General features: G+C 70.0%; 15 protein-coding genes, 1 tRNA gene and 1 pseudogene. 9 read left to right on the forward strand and 8 right to left on the reverse strand.

The window, feature by feature from the left end:
• Window positions 1-7: 7 nt before the first annotated feature.
• The gene (locus ACIA6A_RS05930; RefSeq protein WP_396096235.1) at window positions 8-3,046 is read right to left on the reverse strand and encodes a lectin; all 3,039 of its coding nucleotides are present in this window, start codon (window positions 3,044-3,046) and stop codon (window positions 8-10) included.
• A 142-nt stretch (window positions 3,047-3,188) separates the two neighbouring features.
• On the opposite strand from ACIA6A_RS05930, the gene ACIA6A_RS05935 reads away from it, so the two are divergent.
• The 3 genes from ACIA6A_RS05935 to ACIA6A_RS05945 are packed head-to-tail and all read left to right on the forward strand — an operon-like array spanning window position 3,189 to window position 5,069.
• Complete coding sequence (locus ACIA6A_RS05935; protein WP_396096236.1) at window positions 3,189-3,506, forward strand: hypothetical protein; 318 nt, start codon at window positions 3,189-3,191, stop codon at window positions 3,504-3,506.
• Entirely contained in the window at window positions 3,499-4,665 is a 1,167-nt protein-coding gene (locus ACIA6A_RS05940) for a putative T7SS-secreted protein (protein ID WP_396096237.1), read from the forward strand. Before ACIA6A_RS05935 ends, ACIA6A_RS05940 begins: the two co-directional genes overlap by 8 nt.
• A gap of 17 nt (window positions 4,666-4,682) precedes the next feature.
• Entirely contained in the window at window positions 4,683-5,069 is a 387-nt protein-coding gene (locus tag ACIA6A_RS05945) for a contact-dependent growth inhibition system immunity protein (protein ID WP_396096238.1), read from the forward strand.
• On the opposite strand, the gene ACIA6A_RS05950 is transcribed toward ACIA6A_RS05945, so the two are convergent.
• Window positions 5,066-5,878: a helix-turn-helix transcriptional regulator gene (locus ACIA6A_RS05950; protein WP_396096239.1), complete on the reverse strand. Its 813-nt coding sequence runs from the start codon at window positions 5,876-5,878 to the stop codon at window positions 5,066-5,068. The genes ACIA6A_RS05945 and ACIA6A_RS05950 overlap by 4 nt on opposite strands.
• Window positions 5,879-5,996: 118 nt before the next feature.
• Here ACIA6A_RS05950 and ACIA6A_RS05955 point away from each other — a divergent pair, with 118 nt between their 5' ends.
• Entirely contained in the window at window positions 5,997-7,058 is a 1,062-nt protein-coding gene (locus ACIA6A_RS05955) for an aldo/keto reductase (protein ID WP_396096240.1), read from the forward strand.
• 230 nt (window positions 7,059-7,288) lie between these two features.
• Here the strand turns inward: ACIA6A_RS05955 and ACIA6A_RS05960 are convergent.
• A tRNA-Met gene (locus tag ACIA6A_RS05960) sits at window positions 7,289-7,362 on the reverse strand.
• A 65-nt stretch (window positions 7,363-7,427) separates the two neighbouring features.
• Window positions 7,428-8,489 carry a lamin tail domain-containing protein gene (locus ACIA6A_RS05965; RefSeq protein WP_396096241.1) on the reverse strand — a complete coding sequence of 354 codons (1,062 nt, stop codon included), beginning with the start codon at window positions 8,487-8,489 and terminating at the stop codon, window positions 7,428-7,430.
• A 122-nt stretch (window positions 8,490-8,611) separates the two neighbouring features.
• On the opposite strand from ACIA6A_RS05965, the gene ACIA6A_RS05970 reads away from it, so the two are divergent.
• Both ACIA6A_RS05970 and ACIA6A_RS05975 read left to right on the forward strand, forming a co-directional pair.
• Window positions 8,612-9,400 carry a pentapeptide repeat-containing protein gene (locus tag ACIA6A_RS05970; RefSeq protein ID WP_396096242.1) on the forward strand — a complete coding sequence of 263 codons (789 nt, stop codon included), beginning with the start codon at window positions 8,612-8,614 and terminating at the stop codon, window positions 9,398-9,400.
• Between the two features lie 33 nt (window positions 9,401-9,433).
• Window positions 9,434-10,378 (forward strand): annotated as a pseudogene (locus ACIA6A_RS05975) (TerC family protein); the annotation flags it as partial.
• A gap of 283 nt (window positions 10,379-10,661) precedes the next feature.
• On the opposite strand, the gene ACIA6A_RS05980 reads toward ACIA6A_RS05975, so the two are convergent.
• Together ACIA6A_RS05980 and ACIA6A_RS05985 are read right to left on the reverse strand one after the other, a co-directional pair.
• The gene (locus ACIA6A_RS05980) at window positions 10,662-12,791 is read right to left on the reverse strand and encodes a hypothetical protein (RefSeq protein ID WP_396096243.1); all 2,130 of its coding nucleotides are present in this window, start codon (window positions 12,789-12,791) and stop codon (window positions 10,662-10,664) included.
• Window positions 12,792-12,850: 59 nt separating this feature from the next.
• Complete coding sequence (locus ACIA6A_RS05985) at window positions 12,851-13,702, reverse strand: spermidine synthase (RefSeq protein ID WP_396096244.1); 852 nt, start codon at window positions 13,700-13,702, stop codon at window positions 12,851-12,853.
• Between the two features lie 84 nt (window positions 13,703-13,786).
• Between ACIA6A_RS05985 and ACIA6A_RS05990 the strand changes: the two genes are divergently transcribed.
• The gene (locus tag ACIA6A_RS05990; protein ID WP_396096245.1) at window positions 13,787-15,217 is read left to right on the forward strand and encodes a DUF1800 domain-containing protein; all 1,431 of its coding nucleotides are present in this window, start codon (window positions 13,787-13,789) and stop codon (window positions 15,215-15,217) included.
• Window positions 15,218-15,219: 2 nt separating this feature from the next.
• Window positions 15,220-16,479 carry a DUF1501 domain-containing protein gene (locus tag ACIA6A_RS05995; protein WP_396096246.1) on the forward strand — a complete coding sequence of 420 codons (1,260 nt, stop codon included), beginning with the start codon at window positions 15,220-15,222 and terminating at the stop codon, window positions 16,477-16,479.
• Here the strand turns inward: ACIA6A_RS05995 and ACIA6A_RS06000 are convergent.
• Entirely contained in the window at window positions 16,466-17,368 is a 903-nt protein-coding gene (locus ACIA6A_RS06000) for an anti-sigma factor RsbA family regulatory protein (RefSeq protein ID WP_396096247.1), read from the reverse strand. The two genes, ACIA6A_RS05995 and ACIA6A_RS06000, sit on opposite strands and share 14 nt — an antisense overlap.
• Window positions 17,369-17,552: 184 nt before the next feature.
• Between ACIA6A_RS06000 and ACIA6A_RS06005 the strand changes: the two genes are divergently transcribed.
• On the forward strand, window positions 17,553-17,921 hold the full coding sequence (locus tag ACIA6A_RS06005) for a hypothetical protein (protein ID WP_396096248.1): 369 nt from the start codon (window positions 17,553-17,555) through the stop codon (window positions 17,919-17,921).
• A gap of 22 nt (window positions 17,922-17,943) precedes the next feature.
• On the opposite strand, the gene ACIA6A_RS06010 is transcribed toward ACIA6A_RS06005, so the two are convergent.
• The gene (locus ACIA6A_RS06010; RefSeq protein WP_396096249.1) at window positions 17,944-18,795 is read right to left on the reverse strand and encodes a hypothetical protein; all 852 of its coding nucleotides are present in this window, start codon (window positions 18,793-18,795) and stop codon (window positions 17,944-17,946) included.
• Between the last annotated feature and the right edge of the window lie 35 nt (window positions 18,796-18,830).

The raw sequence follows: 18,830 nt of genomic DNA on the forward strand, positions 1-18,830 counted from the left end.
GCTGGGGTCAGGGCAGGGTCCAGCGCTGGGCGCTGGTGCCGTTGCAGGTCCAGAGCCGGACCTGGGTGCCGTCGGCCGTGCTGCTGTCCGGCACGTCGAGGCACTTGCCCGACTGCGGGTTGGTCAGCGTGCCGGTGCCGGAGTTCCAGGTCCATTGCTGCGAACCGGTGGCGTTGCAGGTGTAGAGCCGGACCAGGGTGCCGTTGACGGTGCCGCCGCTGGTGACGTCGAGGCACTTGTGCAGGGCGCGGGCCGAGCCGTCGCCGAGGATCGTCCACTCCTGCTTCTCCGTGCCGGCCGCGGCGCAGGTGAAGATGTCGACCTTGGTGCCGTTGGCGGTCGCGCCGCCGGCCACGTCGAGGCACTTGGCGCCGACGCCGGCCCCGATCAGGCCGGTGGCCGAGGCCGGCATCGTCCACTTCTGCGCGTTGCTGGCGTTGCAGGTCCAGATCCGCAGCAGGGCGCCGTTCGCGGTGCTGCTGTCCGGGATGTCGAGGCATTTGTCGGTGATCGGGTTGCGCAGCGCGCCGGTGACCGGGTCGTGGCGCCAGCGCTGCGGGTTGCTGCCGTTGCAGTTCCACAGCTGGACCTGCGTGCCGTTGGTGGCGGCGCCGTTGGGGACGTCGACGCACTTGCCGAACGCGCGCAGCGATCCGTCGCCGAGCACGGTCCACTGCTGGGCCGCACTGCCGTTGCAGGCATAACTGTCGATCCCGGTGCCGTTGGCGGTGCCGGACTGCACGACGTCGACGCACTTGCCGGCGATCGCCGAGCTGATCCGGCCGGTCGGGCCGGGTTGCGGCAGCAGCGGGCCCTCGCCGCCGGGGCTCGGGTAGGACGGTGGCGCCGACGAGGCCGCGGTGGCCCAGGAGGTGTTCGCCGTGGTGCCGAGCGTGACGTCGAGCGTGCCGCCGGTCAGCGCGAAGCTCGGCGGCAGATACGCGTTGTTCCAGGTGGCACCGTCGAGCGAGAGCGCCTGCACGTACGGAGCGCCGGTCGCCGCGGCCGGGGCGTTGATCGTGATCTCGCCACCGCCGGCCAGCGCCACGGTCGCGGTGGTGAACAGCGGGCTGCCCAACGCCAGGTCCGCGGTGCCCGGGGTCATCGGGTACATCCCCAGCGCCGACCACACGTACCAGGCACTCATCGCACCCAGATCGTCGTTGCCGGTGGCCCAGACCGCCGGGTCGGCGGTCCAGAGCTGGTTCTGGATGTCGCGTACCGTTTTCTGGGTCTTCCAGGGCTGGCCGACGTAGTCGTACTCCCAGGGCAGGTTGATCGACGGCTCGTTGCTCAGATCGGCGTGGTCGCCGGCCCCCTTGAAACCGGCCAGCACGTGGTCGAGGTAGGCGGCCATCGCCGCGTTGCCACCCTTGGCGTCGGCGAGACCGCGCAGGTCGAACGGCACCATCCCGGTGTAGGTCCACGACGGGGCCTCGACGAACCCGTGGTCGTCGCGAACCGGGTCGAAGTCCGCCTTCCAGGTGCCGTCGAGCAGGCGGGGCTGCATCAGCCCGCTCGTGGGATTCAGGACGTTGCGCCACGCGCCCGCCCGGTTGCGGAACCGCGACTGGTTGACCGTGTCGCCGAGCGCGCCGGCGAACGCGGAGATCGCGAAGTCAGCGGTGTTGTACTCCAGCTGGGTGGCGACCGGGCCCCAGTTGCGGCAGCAGGTCCACGTCCCGTCGGAGGGCAGGTAACCGATCCCCGCCAGGTAGTCGATGCCCGGCCGGGCGGGGCTGAAGTCGGTGCCCTGCTTGACCATCGCCGCTTTCGCCGCCGCGGTGTCGAAGTTCCGGGCACCGAACGCGTAGTAACCGGCGAGCACCGGTGCGGCCGGGTCGCCGACCATCACGAACGTCTCGCCGTCGTTCAGCGCCCACTTCGGGAGTACGCCGCCCTGGGCATACGCATTGACCATCGACTGGGCGCTGTCACTGGCCTGCGCCGGCGCGACGAGCGCCATGAGCTGCGACTGCGTGCGGTAACTGTCCCAGTTGGAGAAGTTGCTGTACTGCGCCGACTGTCCCGGGGAGAGCGTGTGGGTGCGCTGGTCGAAACCGCGGTACTGGCCGTTGACGTCGCTGACCACGTTCGGGTGCAGCAGCGAGTGGTACAGCGCGGTGTAAAAGGTGGTGCGCTGTGCACCCGTACCCCCGCCGATCTGGATCTTTCCCAGCAGCTCGTTCCACGCGGCCCGGGTCGCGTCGCGGGTAGCGGAAAAATCCCAGCCCGCGTTCTCCGCGGTCCGGTTCGCCGCCGCGTTCGCCACCGACATGAACGACAGACCAACCTTCGCCTGTACGACCTGAGCGGCCGAAGTGTCGAACGTCAGCGCCGTGCCACCGGTGAATGCCGTGCTCGACGTGAACGGCCGGTCGAAGACCACGTCAAAATAGGTGGTGTACGTGGTGTCCGCGTTGCTGCAGAACTTGCCCGACACCACCGACCCGGTGATGTGGGTGCTGTCGACCACCGTGAACGTCGCCGGGCCCTGGACGGAAGCGCCGCCGGTGGTCTTGAACAGCAGGTTCGCCTGGGTGGTGGCCGGGAACGTAAACCTTCCCATGCCCGAGCGGGTGGTGGCGGTCAGCTCCGTGCGCACCGCGTTGGCAAGCGTGACGGCATAGCTGCCCGGGCTCGCGGACTCGCCGGCGTGCGAGAACCCGACGTTCGCCGTGGCCGCGACCGCGCCGGTGGTCGGCAGGATCGGCCAGTCGCCCATGATGTCGCAACCCACACCGGATACGTGCGTGAGGCTGAAGCCGGAGATGGCGGAATCGGCATACTTGTAGCCGCCCCCGAACCGCTTCGACGTGGTGTCCGGACTCCACTGCACCATGCCGAACGGCGCATCCGCACCCGGGAACGTGTTGCCCGCGCCCGCGGTGCCCAGCAGCGGATTCACCAACGCGGCCGGATCATCGACGACGGCCGCAGCCGCGGCTCCCGGCGCCACGAAGACCGCCGCAGCCGCCACCAAGACGGCCACAGTGGACAATACGGACATCGACGCGCGACGGCGTGACATGCAGAAACCACCCATTCCCCCGTGGAGCCGATCTCGCGATCAGCGCGGGTAGCGTACATCGGATGATCTCTATCTAGTAAGCCCGCCGTAACGCAGCGCTGACGCCTTTTGCGAGGTGGGAGTACCGTTGTCACCGGCCGAACGGGGAGGCCGGAGCATGGACGGGCCTGGATTTCATGTCGATATCGATGCTCTGGACAAGGCAAGCAACGGGATCGCGCACACCATCGACGACCAGAGCAAGTCACAGCTGGCCGACGTCTGCGCGGCGCGCGGCGCGTACGGCGACGACACCGTGCACGCCGCGATGACAGACTTCTGCGACCGCTGGAACGTAGGGTTCGACCTGCTCGTCGAGGACGCGCGGACGGTCAGCGACATCCTTGGCAAGGCGGCCCGCGCCTACCGGGCGGTGGACGGTGCGGCCGCCACCCGGCTCACTGGCGACCCTGGTGTGGCGGCCCTCGATGGCTGAGCTCGGCGAGACCTCGGATCCGAAGGCGCTGGTGCCGGGTGAGCCGGTCACCGTGCGGGCGAACGTCACGACGCTGCGGGCTCGATCGAAGAACGCCGAGTCGGCCGGCGACGGCCTGATCGACATCGATACCGGGGCCTGGCAGGGCAAGGCCGGCGACGGGTTCCGCGACAAGTTCTCCTACGAGCCCAACAAGTGGTACGAGGCATCCAACTCGCTGGAGGCGGCGGCGTCCTCGTTGTCCACGTACGCGGACGTGCTGGAGTGGGCGCAGGAGCAGGCGACCGAGGCGATCCGGCTGTGGAACGACGCGCAAGCCCGCTCCCAGCAGGCCCGGCAGGCGTACGACGACGCCGTGGCGCAGGCGACGCCGCAGCAGACGGTGGCGCCCTTCGTCGACGCCGGTGAACCCGGGCGACAACTGGCCCGCGACACTTTGTCCGCGGCCCGCAACCAAGTGACCAGCACCGGTTCTGCCGCGGCCCGGATCCTGACCGCGGAGGCGGACGCCGCGCCGGAGAAATCGGCCTGGTACGACGGGGTCGGCGACTTCTTCCAGGACGTCGGTGCGGACGTGGTCAACAGCCTCGCCTCGGTCGGCAACGCCGTGATCAACCATCCTGGCGAGGTCCTCACCGCGGCTGCTGGCATCGGGCTGACCCTGGTGAGCGCGGGTGGCGAGGGCGTCGGCCTGGCGCTGGACGCGACCGGGGTCGGTGCGGTCGCCGGCGTACCGATCAACGCGGTCTCGACCGCCGGCGTCGTCGCCGGGGTGGGCCTCACCACCGTGGCCGGCGCGTCGCTGATGCAGCACGCGGTGAACGAGGACGCGGTCTCCCCTATGCAGGGCAGCACACCGGCCCGCTCGGCGCCCCGCAGGACCGACCGGATCAAGGAACATCTGACCGAGAAGGACCTCGACGCCGCTCGGCGCGAACTCAACGGCGAGGTGGTGGCGCGCAAGTCAGACGGCACACCGTGGGACCATGTGAACGAGGTGCGCGACGCGCAGAACGGCCTGACCAGGCGGATCTCCCAGCTCAAACGCCTGATGGGGGATACCCGCAGCACCGACGCCGAGCGGGCTGCGGCACAGGAGGAATTGGGCGACGCGAGCCGGCTGCTGGACCACTCCGAGCAGTTCGTGCCGAGACAGTGAGAGTTCGAGGAGCAGAGATGTCGCGGGAGCAGTCGCTCGAGCAGATCGAGAACCGCGCCTGGGGTGAAGCGCCGGCGGACGCATCCACGGTGGTGGAGACCGTCCACCGGCTGCGCCGTAAGCCCATCGGCGCGCTGGATGTCGAGGACCTGCGGGTGCTCATCGGTCAGCGGGTGGGCGTGGCGGTGCTGATGCCCCTCGCGCTGGAGGTGCTCGAACTCGACCCCCTCGCCGAGGGCGACTATTACCCGGGTGACCTGCTGTCGGTCATGTTGCGTCTGCCCGCCGAGTACTGGGCGGACCATCCGTCCGAGCGTGAGCGCCTCGCAGGCGTTGCCCGGTCGGTCGACCCGGACGATCTCGAGGATGACGAGAAGCTGCGCGAGGAGATCACCCGGTTCTAGGCGAACAACCGCTTCAGGGCCGAGCGGCTCTCGTCGTCCGCGGCGCGGCAGATCAGGATCCGCTGGTCCACGTCCTCGAGCGGCGTGAGCGTGTCGAAGTCGACCGCGATCAGTCCCGCGGTGGGATGCCGCATCGCCTTGCTGCCGCGGCCGTTCACCTTGACGTCGCCCTGCGCCCATCGGCGGGCGAGTTCCTCGTCGGCGGTGAGCTCGGTGATGAGCCCGGACAGTGTTTCGTCCTCCGGGTGGGTGGCCCAGGCGGCACGCAGGTGGGCCATGCCCTCCCGGACCACGCGTTTCCGGTCGATGTACAAGTCGCGGGTCGGCGGATGCATCAAGCACAGCCACATCGCGTTGCGCCGCGCCGCGGGCAGGGCACCGAAGTCCGCGACCAGGCGGGTCATCTCGTTGTTCCAGGCCAGGATGTCACCGCGATGGTTCGTCAGCATGGCGGGCAGCGGTGACAGGTCGGTGACCAGCCGGGCCAGGGACGGCTCCGCACCGGTGCCACCCCCGGAGGTCTTCCGGGGCCGCTGCTGAACGAGGTCGAAGAGGTAGACGCGTTCCTCCGGGGCCAGACGCAGTGCCCGGGCCAGTGCCTCCACCACATCCGCGGAGGGCTTCAGCCCTCGGGCCTGTTCCAGCCGGACGACGTAGTCGATGCTGATCCCGGCCAGCTCGGCGACCTCCTCGCGACGCAAGCCCGGGGTCCGCCGAGCCTGGCGGCGCTCCGGCAGCCCGAAGTCGCGCGGATCCAGCCGCCGGCGCCTCGTCCGAAGAAAAGTGGCCAGCTCCCGGGTCGCATCCATCGGATCGATGCTACTGCCCGGGTAGGACTCGTCTTCCCAGGCAATTCTCTCCCTTATCCCCGGTTCCCGGCGGTCGCAGACTTCTGTCGTCAGCGCAACACACGCACAGGAGGACAGAATGTCGCTCACCCTCGACACCTATCGGCAGCTGGGCCGCTCCGGGCTGCGGGTCTCGCCGTTGGCCCTCGGCACCGCCACCTTCGGCACCGAGACAGGCTGGGGAACCGGGCCGGACGAGGCCCGCAAACTCTTCGACCGTTACATCGAGCTCGGCGGCAACTTCGTCGACACCGCCGTGGGCTACGGCAGTGCCGAACGAGTACTCGGTGACTTCGTCCGCGACCGGCGCGAGAGCCTGGTGCTGTCGACCAAGTACTCGACGCTGCGCCGTCCGGGCGACCCCAACTCCACCGGCAGTTCGCGCAAGAACCTGTTCGCGTCGGTGGAGACGAGTCTGCGGCGGCTCGGCACCGACTACCTCGACCTGCTCTACCTGCACGTGTGGGACTTCACGACGCCGGTCGAGGAGATCCTGCGCGGCCTGGACGATCTGGTCCGGCAGGGCAAGGTCCTGCACGTGGGGATCTCCAACACCCCGGCCTGGCAGATCTCACGCATGCAGGCGATCGCCGATCTGCGCGGCTGGACACCCCTGACCGCGATCCAGATCGAATACAGCCTCATCGAGCGTACGGGCGAGCGCGACCTGATCCCGATGGCACGCGAGCTGGGGCTGGGCGTCAGCCCGTACTCACCGCTGGGCGGCGGGGTGCTCGCGGGCCGGTACACCCGCGCCGACCTCGCCGGGGTGACCGCCGGCGACGGCACCCGCAAGGGCTTCAACGCCGCCGCGCTGGGCACCGTCACCGAACGCAACCTCGGCATCGCGGACACGCTGAAGGAGGTCGCCGCCGAACTGGGACGCGCCCCCGCGCAGGCCGGGCTGGCCTGGGTCCTGCAGAATCCGGACGTAACCGCACCCGTCGTCGGCGCCCGCACACCCGAGCAGCTGGAATCCAACCTGGCCGCCCTGGACCTGGACCTGAGCCCGGACCAACGGGCCCGCCTCGACGAGGCCAGCACGATCAGCCTCGGTTACCCCCACGCCCTGCTGGCCGGCGCCCACATCCGCAACGTCACACAGGGCACCCTGAAGCCAGCCACCCCCCAGCAACACTAACCCGCAAAAGCAAAAGCAAAAGCAAAAGCGACGGCGACGGCGACGGCGACGGCGACGGCAAATCCCAACCGCGCCACCACCCAAAGCGCGCCCACCACCCAAAGCGCGCCCACCACCCAAAGCGCGCCCACCGCAACGCGGGGCGTCCGGGGGCTCGGCCCCCGGAGCAGAATGCGAAGTAGGCCCCGTTCGCAGCGAAGTGTGCTGCGAACAGGGCCTACTCACCTACGTAGCGGGGACAGGATTTGAACCTGCGACCTCTGGGTTATGAGCCCAGCGAGCTACCGAGCTGCTCCACCCCGCGTCGGCTTCTGGCATAACGCTAGCACGGGGTGGGCGCGAACCCTCAATCGAGGGTGGAAGAGCAGGTCAGCAGTACGTGACGCCGCTTCCGTGGCCCCACGTGCAGGAGTCGATCGCCTTGCCGGCGGGGGTGCGCAGCGTGGCCGTGTCGCCGCCGTTGTTCCAGACGTAGGCGGTGCGGTTCCAGTAGCGGTGCTTGGCGTCCGGCTTGCCGTTGGTGCCCTTGCCGGTGTGGACGTACATGTATTTTCCCGCACCGAGCCGGTAGGTGGTGCCGAACGTGTAGGTGTGCCCACCCGCGTCCCGTACGGTCCAGCCCTTGAGGTCGATCGTCGCCTTGGTCTTGTTGGTCAGGCGGACCCATTCGGTGTTCAGGCTGGCGTTGCTACCGGTGTCCGCGCCCGGCGAGTTGTACTGGATCTTGGAGAACTGCACCGCGCCCTTCGCGACAGAAGGGACCGGCTTGGTGCCGCCGCCGCTGCCCGAGCCGTTGCCCACGTTGAGGCCGATCGTCGCGGTCTGGCCCGCGAGCAGGTTGTTCTCCGGGTCGGCGTCGATCACCGCGCGGTACTGCTTCGTCCCCGTGCCCTGGCCGGCGATCGTCGTGGAGTAGATCGCGAGCTGGCCCGCGGTGTAGCCACCGGCCACATCCGACCAGGTGCCGTTCGCGGAGCGCTGGAGGTGCACGCGCAGGCCGGGCTGGGCCGGGTCGGCCGACACGTTGGCGGTGACGGTGCCGTTCGACGCGGTCATGGTCAAACTCGGCACGATGCCCACGGCGACCGGCACGCGCCGCGATTCGACGCCGTCGACCCGGACATAGAACCGGAAACCAGAATCAATAAAACGACTCAGCGTGTACGAACCTGAGCTGCTCGCCTTCGCCGTGACCACACCACCGGTCGTGTAGTCCGGTGACGCGTAGTAGTCGTCGAATGTGTACGCCGATTCGAAGAGCTCGACCGTCGCGCCCGGGGTCGCCGTGCCCGTGATGGTGATCGGACCGGAGCCCTGGCGGCCGGCCGGCACCGAGATCGTCGGGGTGGTGGCCGCAATCGCCGGAACGGCGAGGCCGAGGGCGGCGGCACAGCCGAGGGTGGCGGCGAGGGCCGTCGTACGGACACGCATCAGCGCTTCTCCTTGCAGTGGCGGATGAACCAGCCTGCAGCCTAGGAACAATTACTCTTCGTAGTCACCCGTCCGGTTGGTCCTGCTTAATGACCACTCGGCTGACCGGCTAGGGTGTACGGATGGTGACCGAGCTGCAGTTACACGCTGATTGCACCCGTTGCGCGGGGCTCTGCTGCGTCGCTCCCGCGTTCGAGAAGTCCTCGGACTTCGCGATCAACAAACCGGCCGGTAAACCCTGCCGCAACCTCGAAGACGACTTCCGCTGCGGCATCCACGAGAAACTGCCGCGGATGGGCTTCCCCGGCTGCGTGGTCTTCGATTGCTTCGGCGCCGGCCAGCAGGTCACCCAGGAGACGTTCGGCGGCCGCGACTGGCGCGGCACCCCCGGCATCGCCGGGACGATGTTCGCGGTCCTTCCGGTCATGCGCCAGCTCCACGAACTGCTCTGGTACGTGACCAGGGCGCTCGAGCTGCCCGCCGCGAACCGCCTCCACGCGCGGCTACGGGTCGCCCTGGACGAGACCCTCACCCTCACGCGGGGTACGCCGCAGGAGCTGCTCGCCATCGACGTGGACGCGTACCGGGCGAAGGTCAATCCGTTATTGCAGAAAGCGAGCGAACTGGCCCGGGCCGGGGCCGGTGGACGCCGCCCCGATCATCGTGGCGCCAACCTGATCGGGTGGAAGATGCGTGGCGCCGACCTGCGCGGGGCAAGCTTCCGCGGGGCACTGCTGATCGGGGCCGACCTGCGCGAAGCCGATCTGCGGCTCGCCGACTTCACCGGCGCCGACCTCCGCGGGACCGACCTGCGCGGCGCCGACCTGACCGGTGTGTTGTTCCTCACCGACTCGCAGCTGAAAGCAGCGATCACCACGCCGGGCGGGGAGCGGGGAGCGCCCCTACACTGAGCGCGTCGATCGACCGAGACCGTGGAGCGTGTCATGCAGGTGTCCGGCCTCGTCTGGATCCTCACTGTCGTAGCAATCCTGGGCCTGATCGCCTTCGATTTCTACTTCCACGTGCGGCGAGCACACATCCCCACGCTGAAGGAAGCCGGGATCTGGTCGTCGATCTACGTCGGCATCGCGCTTCTGTTCGGGCTCGGCGTGCTGATCTTCGGCGGCCAGGACATGGGCGCGGAGTACTTCGCCGGCTACGTGACCGAGAAGGCGCTGTCGGTCGACAACCTGTTCGTGTTCCTGGTGCTGCTCGGAAGCTTCAAGGTGCCCCGCTCCGACCAGCAGAAGGTGCTGCTGTTCGGCATCGTGTTCTCCCTGATCGCCCGGACCGGCTTCATCTTCCTCGGCGCCGCGCTGATCAACCGCTTCGCGTTCGTCTTCTACCTCTTCGGGCTCATCCTGCTGATCACCGCCGGCAACCTGCTCAAGAGCGATGACGACGACGAACGCACCGCGGACAACATCATCATCCGGATCGCCCGGCGCTTCCTGCGCACCTCCGACGAGTACGACGGCGACAAGCTCTTCACGCACCAGGACGGCAAGCGCGTCATGACCCCGATGCTGCTGGTCATGGTCGCGATCGGCGGCACCGACATCCTGTTCGCCCTGGACTCGATCCCGGCCATCTTCGGCCTCACCCAGAGCGTCTACCTGGTCTTCACGGCGACCGCGTTCTCGCTGCTCGGCCTGCGTCAGCTCTACTTCCTGCTGGACGGCCTGCTGGACCGCTTGATCTTCCTGTCCTACGGGCTGGCCGCGATCCTCGCGTTCATCGGGGTAAAACTGATCCTGCACGCCCTGCATGAGAACAACGTCCCGTTCATCAACGGCGGCGACCACGTCGACGTCATCGAGATCAGCACCGGCGCATCCCTGGGCTTCATCATCGGCGTCCTGATCATCACGGTGATCGCGTCCCTGCTCAGCCCCAAGGGCAGGGCGGTGACGTACACGTCAGCGGCCAAACGGCACGCGTCGGAGTTCCTCGAGATCGAGAAGGACCCGCAATACTGCGACGAGATCTACCACAAACTCGTCGTCGAGGAAGAGCACATCAAAGCGCTCCCCGCCAAGTATCAGGCCCGGGTCCGCGAACAGGACGAACTGATGGCGCTGCTGACCCGAGCCCACCGGGTCCACGACGAACGGGTCGAAGCCGGAACCTGCTACCGCCCCTGACCGTAGCTTGCGGGCACTGACCGCCGGGTCAGTGCGGCGGTTGCTGGTCCGAGTGCGGGCGGTTCCCGCCCTGCGGGTTGTTACCGTGGCCGGGCTCGTTGTCGGCACGCTGCACCGAGGCACGGCCCCGCGCCGAGTTCGCATTGAACCTGGCGGTGGCCCGCCGAACCCGTTCAGCCCGCGGAGTCAGATCGTTCCCGGCCTCGTCGTCACCGTCCTGCCAGTCGGCGGGAGGCCCGGACGTAGGCCACTCGGCACCGGGCGGACCCGAAACCGGAGACCCGGAAACCGGCCACACCGCACCAGCGCCGGGCAGCCCGGAACCTGGCTCGCCAGACCCCGGCTGCTCATAACCCTGCTGCACATAACCGGGCTGACCATAGCCGGGCTGACCATAACCGGGCTGGGCGTAACCACCCGAGTTGTAGTCCGTCGGGCCGGGACCAGGCTGGCCATAAACGCTCTGAGCCGGGTCCGGCTGCGCATACCCAGACTGTCCCTGCCCCGGCTCGCCGTAACCCTGCTGACCCTGCCCCGGCTGCCCATAGCTCTGCTGGCCGGAGCTGGGCTGGCCGGAGCCCGGCTGACCGTAGTGGGGCTGGCCCTGCCCGGACTCGCCGTAACCCCGCTGGCCCTGCCCCGGCTCGCCGTAACCCTGCTGAGCCGGCCCGGGCTGGTTATAACCCTGCTGTGCGTAACCGGGCTCGCCTTGGGCCGGCTGGCCGTGACCCTGCTGGCCTTGCCCCGCCTGACCGTATCCGGGCGAACTCTGCCCCGGCTGGCCATAACCCGGCTGACCGAAACCGGGCTGACCCTGACCTAGCTGGCCATTGCCGGGCTCGCCCTGCGCAGAGTGGCCGTAACCGCCGGGCTGGGCGTAGGTGGGTGATCCGTACGGAGGCTGGCCCTGGGCGGCCGGTTGGCCGTGGTCGGGCTGGCGGTACTCGGACTGGCCGTAGGCGAGCTGGCCGTAGTCCGGGCGTCCGTATCCACCTGAGCCTGCCCGGCGGCGGCCGTAGCCTCCGGGGCCGGAGCGGCGGTCGTAGGTGGGTTCCGGGTAGTCGGCGCCGTAGCCGGGCGGGCCGGGGAGGGGCTGGTCGGTGCGGGAGATGATGGTGCCGTCGAGGACTTCGCCGGCGCTGAGTTCGGCTACCGGGATCTCTACCGGGTCGGGGCGGCCGTTGAGGAGTTCGGCGATGCGGGCTGACACGTTCGCCGCCCGGGTGGCCAGGTCGGGACGGGCGGCGTCGGCGGCCGCTGCCTGCACCGCTCGTGCTTCGTCGTCGGTCAGGCCGGATACGAAGTCGGAGAGCTCTTCCGCTTCCGCCTGCCAGCCTTCGGGCTCAGCGCTGTCCGGACCGACCGCGAGGTCCGCAACCGGTTCCGGGCCGGAAAGCGACTCCGGCACCGACTCCGGAACCGACTCCGGAACCGATGCGGAAAGCGACGAAGGCGACTCGGCAAGCGGCGAAGAAGGCGGCGACAAAGGCGACGAGGAGGACGGCGACGAAGGCTGCGACGAAGGCGGGACGACGGGCAGCGCGAACGTGCCCGCGCTCTCCGGGCTGGCCTCGGTCGCCTGGCGGGGGACGCCGACGCCACCGATCAGGGAGACCGTCTGGCCCTCGCCACCGAGGTGGTTGCTGAATTCCGGGCCGATCAGCATTTTGGCGAGTTCGCGGGCCTGGTCGACGTCGAGGTCGAGGTCGGCCGCGTTGTTGACCCGGAAGCGGGCGATCGCGTGCCGGATGACGTTGGCGAGTTTGTCGGCGTCGCTGACCTCGGCCAGTTCGCCGCCGGCGAAGACGAGGGCCGGGTAGGAACCGTCGGCTCCGGCGCAGACGAGTTGGAGCTGGGTCGCGGAGACCGGGCGGCCGTCGGCGAGCTGGCCGGGCTGGACCCGGATGTGCTCGGGATACAGCCAGCGGAGTTCACCAGAGGTCACGTGGACCTCACCAGACGCATTTTCGGCCGTGTTCGCGTACGTTATGCGGTGGTTCGTGACCAGAACCTCGGTTGTCTCCGGGAGCGTCCACCGGGGCAGGGAGGCCGCCTGGTCGAACGCGTATTCAGCGACCGCGCAGCGTCCCCGCCAGAGGGACCGCTCGCCGTCCTGCAAGGGTCCGAAGACATCCGGAGGGGTCAGGTCGGCGGCCATACCCTCGATTAGATCCGTTACGAGGCCCCGCGACAACCCGCTGGTGAGGCAATTCGCACCTATGACCGGCCGCTGAACAGGCCCTGAGGCGGTGTGGGTGAGGGCACCGCATCGACGTCCGTTGCGGGTGCGCGACCGCCGGAGAATCGATCGAGATCGGTTTCCACCCGGCCGGGGAACCAGTCTCCCGCCGCGCGCCGGCGCAGCTCCTCGACCGGTGGTTCGGTGCGACCGGCGAGCACCACGAGGTTGCCGAACCGGCGGCCGCGCAGCACCGAGGTGTCGGCGACCAGGACCGCCCGGGGCAGGACGGACCGGATCGTGGCGACCTGGGTACGCGCGTAGTTCAGCGGCGGCCCGTCGGCGACGTTCGCCAGCATCCAGCCGCCCGGGGCGAGGACCCGGGCGACCTCACGCACGAACTCGGCCGACGCCAGGTGCGCCGGGGTGCGGGAGCCGGCGAACACGTCCACGATCACGACGTCGTACCCATCGTCACGCATGCCGGTCACCGCCTCGCGCGCATCTCCCACCCGTACCCTCAGTTTGGCCCTGGGGTCCCAGGGCAGTGCCGACCGGACCAGCTCGACCAGTTTCTCGTCGATCTCGACCACCCGCTGCGGGGAACCGGGCCGGGTGGCCGCCACATAGCGGGGCAGCGTGAGCGCCCCGCCGCCGAGATGCAGCACGCGCAACGGCGCTCCCGGGGGCGCGACGAGGTCGAGCGCCGCGCCGATCCGCCGGACGTACTCGAACTCGAGGTACGTGGGGTCGCCCAGATCGACGTGGGACTGCGGTGCCCCGTCGAGCAGCAGGGTCCAGCCGCCGGTCCGGTCCGGGTCCGGCACCAGCTCGGCGACGCCCGAGGCGACCACCTCGGTCCGTCGTTCGCCGCGCCTGCGCTGTGCCATGGGTGAAAAGTATGTCGGTTGCCGTTCGGGAGCAGCGCGCGGGGAATCCGACAGACCGGTTGCCGCCTGCCGTTGTGCAAGATCGTGACGGCCACCACGGACTTCCTGCCCGCTGATCCGTTGCTGCATCTGCTGCGCCGCGCCACGTACGGTCCGACCCCGGCCTCGATCGCCGAGATCCGCCGTCTCGGGGCCAACGCCTGGCTGGAGCGGCAGCTCAAACCCACCTCCATCACCGACCCCACGGCGACCTCGCTGGTCGCCCGGCTGCCGCTGAGCGGTCTCACGATCGATCAGGTACGCGCCCGGACCAAGCAGTACTCGTGGGACGCGATGTTCGAGACGTCCTGCGCCGCGGTGGCCCGGGCGATCTGGAGCGAGCGGCAGCTGTTCGAGGTGATGTGCGACTTCTGGTCCAACCACCTCAACGTGACCTGTCCCTCGGGCGACGTGTGGGACAGCCGGCCGGACTACGACCGTACGGTGATCCGGGCTTTCGCTCTGGGCCGGTTCGCGGACATGCTGAAGGCGAGCGCCCAGCACGCGGCCATGCTCACGTATCTCGACAACCGGTTCTCCACGCGCGCCGCCCCGAACGAGAACTACGGCCGTGAGCTGCTCGAACTGCACACGGTCGGGCTGGGCTACGCGGAATCCGACGTGAAGTACGCGGCCCGGCTGCTCACCGGGCTGACCGTCGACTGGACCACCGGGAAGTACCGCTACGACGCCGGCCAGCACGCCACCGGCACGGTCAAGGTGCTCGGGTTCACGCACGCCAACGCCACCGCGACGGGCGGGCAGAGTGCGGCTCTGGCCCTGCTCGACTATCTGGCCGTACACCCGTCGACCGCGCGGCGGATCGCCACCAAGCTGTGCGTCCGGTTCGTCGCCGACGATCCACCGGCCGCGCTGGTCACCCGGCTCGCCAAGGTCTACCTCGACAACAAGACCGCCATCGCGCCGGTCCTGCGAGCATTGTTCGCTTCCGCCGAGTTCGCGGCTGCCGCCGGGGCCAAGACGCGGACGCCGTACGAAGATGTCGTCGCCACCGTCCGCACCCTCGGCTACGCGCCCGAGAAGTCGGGGACCCAGGCGCTGAAGGCGCTGTACTGGATCAGTGAGGAGGCCGGTCAGGCGCCGATGGCCTGGGCGCCGCCGAACGGCTACCCGGACGTGGCGACCGCTTGGGCCTCCCCCTCCGGGCAGGTCATCCGCTGGAACGCGCACCTCAACATCACGGCCGGCTGGTGGCCCAGCACGCTGCAACGGCCGGCGTCACTGATCTCCGCGTACGCGGGTACGACGCTCCCACCCACGTACGGCGCGCTGATCGACGCGGTGGCGACCCGGCTGGTCGGGCGCACCCTCGCCGCCGAGCACTCGACGGCCCTCGCGGCGTTTTACGGCAAGACCCCGGCCAGCCCGCTCAAGGCGAACGACGCGGCGGCCGGCTGGGCGTTCGTGTACCTGCCCGCGCTCCTGCTCAACTCTCCCTACTTCGCGCTGAGGTGACCGTGACCGACGTTCTGACCGAGGCCTGCGGCTGTCCCGTGAGCCGGCGCAAGGTGCTGGCCGCGGCCGGTGCCGGGGCGTTCGCCGGGCTCGCCGGCGACCAGCTCGCCACCCAGCTCGCGTTCGCCTCCTCCCCCAGGTACGCCGGGGACGTGTTCGTGCTGCTCTCGTTGCGAGGGGGCTTCGACGGGCTGTCCGCGGTCGTGCCGGCCGGTGACCCCGCCTACTACACCGCGCGGCCGGGCATCGCCGTCCCGAAATCCCAGCTCATCGGCGGCGACGCGTTCTTCGGGCTGAACCCGGGGCTGGCGCCGCTGCTGCCGTACTGGAAGTCCGGTGCGCTCGGCGCGATCCAGGCCGCCGGCCAGCCGGTGCCGAACCGGTCGCACTTCTCCGCGATGGAGGAGCTGGAACGCGCGGCGCCCGGCACCAGTCTGCGCACCGGCTGGCTGGACCGGATGCTCGGCGGACTCGGCGCGGACGAGGTGTTCGACGCGGTCTCGGTGGGCAGCGCGATGCCCGCCCGGGTGCTCGCCGGCCCCGCCCCGGACCTCGGCCTGACCTCGGTGGACAGCTTCGCGCTGGGTGGCGAGGACCCGACCCGCCCGATGGCCGCGACGATGGCCGCGCTCTACGCCGGCGCCCCGGATCCCCTCGCTCGGACCACCGCGATGACCACGGCCGCGCTTGCCACCACGAAGACGCTGAAAGCTTCCGGGTACACGCCGGCGAACGGGGCTTCGTACCCGGATTCCGATCTGGGGAAAGCCCTGCGGGACGTGGCCCGCCTGATCAAGTCCGGAGTGGGACTGATGTCCGCGTGCGTGGACTCCGGCGACTGGGACATGCACGAGAACCTGGGTACAGCCGCACCCGGCAAGAAGATGTACGACCATCTGAACGCGCTCGCGACCGCCCTCGCGGCGTTCGCCGCCGACCTCGGCCCGGCCGGGATGAAACGGGTCACCCTGATCACGATCAGCGAGTTCGGCCGGCGGGTCGCGCAGAACGGGTCCGGCGGGCTCGACCATGGGTACGGCAACGCGATGCTCGTGCTCGGCGGCGGGGTCAAAGGCGGCAAGGTGTACGGGCGCTGGCCCGGCCTGTCCGCGGACAACCTGGTCGACGGCGACCTGGCGGTGACGACCGACTACCGCGCGGTGATCAGCGAGATCGTCCGGGCCCGGTGCGGCGTCACCGACGTCTCCGGCGTCTTCCCGGGCGTCACGCCGACCTCGCTGGGCCTGGTCAGCTCCCGCTGACGTCCCGTCTGAGCGCGAACCGGGCGCGGGTGATGCCACCGGCCTGGTGGATCGACATCGCGTCGCAGAGGTGCTCGACCAGCCACAGACCCATGCCACCGGGCCGTCCCGCGCTCGGCGGCAGGTAGCCGGCGAGCGGCGCGGGCGGCACCGGGCCGTCGTCGGTCACCTCGCAGACCACCGCGTCCGCGGTCACCCAGAGCCGCAGCTCCCGGTGCGGACCGCCGTGCCGGATGCCGTTGGTCACCAGCTCGCTCAGCGCCAGCAGCAGATTGTCGAGCCGGGCCGGCGGGAGCCAGCCCTCGGCCAGGGCCCGCGCCCGGATGTCGGCGCGCAGGCCGGCGACCGTGTCACCGACCGGCACGGCCAGCACCGGCGCCCCGGTGACCGGCCAGGGCGGCTCCGGCAGCCCGGCCAGCACCTGCTCGGGAGACTCGTAGCCGGCGTTCTCGCCCCAGCCGCCGTCGTGCAGCCACGGATGGGTGCGCCCGGCCGGACCGGTCAGGCTCCGCTGGTCGTACGGGCAGACCATGTGCCCGTGCAGCCCGGACAGCGACCTGTTCAGCGCCGCCTCGAACCGGACCCAGGACACCGCCCGGCCCGCGTCCGGCAGATGGCTGATCAACCGGCCGCCGCGCACGGCGTCGCGCAGGATGTGCGACCAGGCCGCGATGGTCCGCACCGGACGGACGAACCACTCGTCGGCGGGCAGGAACCGCACCTCGGCCGCGTCCCCGCCCAGCGCCTCACGCAGGATCCGGATCCGGTCGGCCGGGGCTGCCACGGCGACCGCCTCACCGCCGGCCAGACCGTCACGGACAAACCCGGAAAGCGTCGACGCGTACGCCGCGTCGTCCGCATAGAGGAACGCCGAGTGGACGAACACCACTGGACCCACCTCCGAGACCGCCGATCGACCACGGTAACACCGCCCCGGCCACCCGGGCGAAGCCGACGGCACACCGGGCACCGCTGCGGGTGAACAGTCGCCCCGGATCCGTGAAACCGCCGGTCAAGCCGTTGCCTGTCGGTCCACACTGGGCCCGGACGCACAGACGTGGGGGGTAGAGACGGTGTCAGGTACGGCAACGAGCGCACTCGCCGGAATCATCGGCCAAGCATCCCGGGCCGAGCGGGACGCGCCGGCTGGTTCCCCGTCGGTGCGGCGGTCGGTCGAACCGCCCCTGACGATCCGCCGCTTCGAATCCGAGGACGGCCCCGCCTACTGGCGCTGGGACTGCGCGGGCTGCGGGGAATACGGCGGCGGCCGCCACCACCCGGACGCGATCACCCGGGCCATGCGGCACTGTGCCGAGCACCCGGGCCACAGCTCGTCGCTGCTGCCCCCGGCCCGCTGCCGCGACCGCGACTCCCGGCTCAGCGTCCACCCGATGCTCTTCGCCGTCGACGACGACCCGCCTCCGGCACCGCTCTCGATCTAGTTCACCAGGTGCGCCCGGGGTCTCAGTCGCCGTGCGGGGCCGGTGCCCGGGTGGGCTCCGGCAGCGAGCGCAGACGTTTGCGCAGCAGCGCCGCCATGAGGTGGTAGCTCGGCGCGTCCTCGTCGTGCTCCCCGGCGGGATCGATCCCGTCCTCCTCGTCGTGCACGGTGCGGGCGTTCATCGCGCGCTCCGCCTCCCAGCGCAGGTCGGCCGGCTCCACCGCGGCGGACTCGAACGTCATCCCGTTGCGGACGCCGTCCTCGCGCAGGGACTCGACGACCTCGTCCAGCTGCTCGGCGGGGAACATGCCGATGTCGACCGCGGCGGAGCAGTCGGTGTGGTCGATGAAGACCGCGAACCCGTGCGAGCGCCCGGCCCGCTCGAAGGTGCACAGCACCGCTGACGCGGTAGCGCCGGCCTCGGTGAACCGGAGGCACTCAACGAGCCGCACCGGCTCGCGGAGCTCAGCGGCCCAGGACGGCAGCGGCACGCCGGAGGCCACGAGGGCAGCGACGGCACCGGTGGCGGTCGGCAGGTCACCGAACGCGAGCAGCACTGCCAACGCCGCCGGGGTGCCGACCGCGGCCACGGCGGGCACGACATCCTCGGAGATCGCGTCCACGAAGTCTTCCCCGGCGAGATCGCCGGCGGCCAGCAACGACGCGGCGAACAGCTCGGCCTCGAGCGGATCCCCGACCTCGAGCAGCTCGGCACCGCCGGCCACGAGACTCCCGACGAGCTCGTCCAGGTCGATACCCTCGCCCGAGCACTCCGCGCACTCGCACACGTCGGGAACAGCCGGAACCGCCCGCAGCACACGCTGCCCGGAACCCCTGCTCTTGGTACGTCGACGACCGCGGCTCACCGGACTCATCCGACCATCCTGCACGAAGATCGATGTCCGCTCCA

The organism is Actinoplanes sp. NPDC051494, assembly GCF_044454705.1.
Taxonomy (GTDB): Bacteria; Actinomycetota; Actinomycetes; order Mycobacteriales; family Micromonosporaceae; genus Actinoplanes.